This is a genomic window from Staphylococcus sp. GDY8P47P (assembly GCF_016892225.1).
GTDB classification, from domain to species: domain Bacteria; phylum Bacillota; class Bacilli; order Staphylococcales; family Staphylococcaceae; genus Staphylococcus; species Staphylococcus borealis.
Window position 1 is genome coordinate 1 of record NZ_JAFENV010000027.1, and the last position, 1,555, is coordinate 1,555.

Here is a 1,555-nt window from a genome sequence, read left to right on the forward strand (position 1 = left end):
AGATTCTAATTTAGAAACTACTAAAGAAGAACCAACTCAAGATGATACTAAAGTAGAAACTACTAAAGAATAACCAACTCAAGAAGATACTAAATTAGAAACTACTAAAGAATATACTAAATCTAAAAATTCACAAAAATCAAATGATACACAAGATATTGATACAGTAGTTAACGATGTTCAAAATGCTACAACAACACAAGACAAGCAAGCTACTTTAACTAATTATATAGCTGATACAAACAATACAAGCAAAGAAGAAGCTAAAGCTCAAGTTAAAGACTTAGAGTTAGACTATAATAATCTTGATACAAATACATTATTAAATTTATTAGTAAAAGACTATTCAAATAAAAAAGAATCTACAACAACATATGCAACTGCTCGTGCCTCTGAATCAACTGCTAAACCAGTTAATCGTTTAGCTGTAAGAAGATTAGCTGCCGAAGCAACTCAAGAAGGTTCTAATGTAAATAATAAAATAAATGTCGATCAATTTAATTTTGACAGTAAAACAATTGATCCTAACCACAGTGGCTATAGTAAACTAAACGCATCATTCAATATTGATGGAAGTGTTAAATCAGGAGATTATTTCACTATAAATGTTCCTAAAAATGTCACTCTAGATGGTGATATAGATTATAGTAATGTTAATAATACAATGCGTTTGCCTGATTTAAAAAATGCTAATGGTGATACAGTAGCTACTGGTACTTATGATACTCAAACAAAACAAGTAAAATATACATTTACTGATTTTGTTGATAATAAAAAAAATATAAAAGGACAATTTGATTTACCAGTATTTACTGATAGACAGAACACTCCAAATAGTGGTAATTATCCATTAAATTTTGATATAGCAGGTAAAGAATATCAATCAAGTATTAATATTCAATATGATTCACCAGTTCAAGGTCAAAATGACGCACAGGGTACCAATGTAACTTCATTTATTACTAAAATAGATAAAAGTTCTGGTGCAAACGAATATAAACAAACTATATATGTTAATCCAAAAGAAAATAATTTAATAAACATGAATGTTAATATTCAAGGATATACTACAGATAGTAGCGATAGTAGTGCTAAGGTAGATTTAGATAATACAAATATTAAAGTGTATGAAGTTAACGATGTTTCTAAACTATCAGAAAGTTACTATGTTAATCCAAATGACACAAATCTAAAAGATGTGACAAGTAATTTTGAGGGTTGGATAACTGATACTAATAACAATTCAATTAATGTCAAATTTGGAGATACTAATAAAGCATATGTTATTGTAGTTGATGGACATTATGATGACAGTGGTAAAAATGTTAAAACACGTGTTACAGAAACAAACTTAGATAATAATTACAATCAAAAATTATATTATTGGGATAACGAAACTATAATTAAAAATGGTAACGGTTCTGCAGACGGAGATGACAGCGACTCAGATGCAGACGCTGACTCAGATGCAGATGCTGATGCAGACGCAGATGCAGACGCTGACTCAGATGCAGATGCTGTTTCAGACGCAGATGCAGAGTCAGAAGCAGATGCA

1 protein-coding gene is annotated in these 1,555 nt (G+C 29.7%); it reads left to right on the forward strand.

Going from position 1 to position 1,555, the window contains the following annotated elements; genetic code table 11:
* Positions 1-517 precede the first annotated feature (517 nt).
* Positions 518-1,555, forward strand: a 1,038-nt coding sequence (locus JVV30_RS10675; RefSeq protein ID WP_343283863.1) for a fibrinogen-binding adhesin SdrG C-terminal domain-containing protein, incomplete at its 3' end; no start/stop codon positions are given.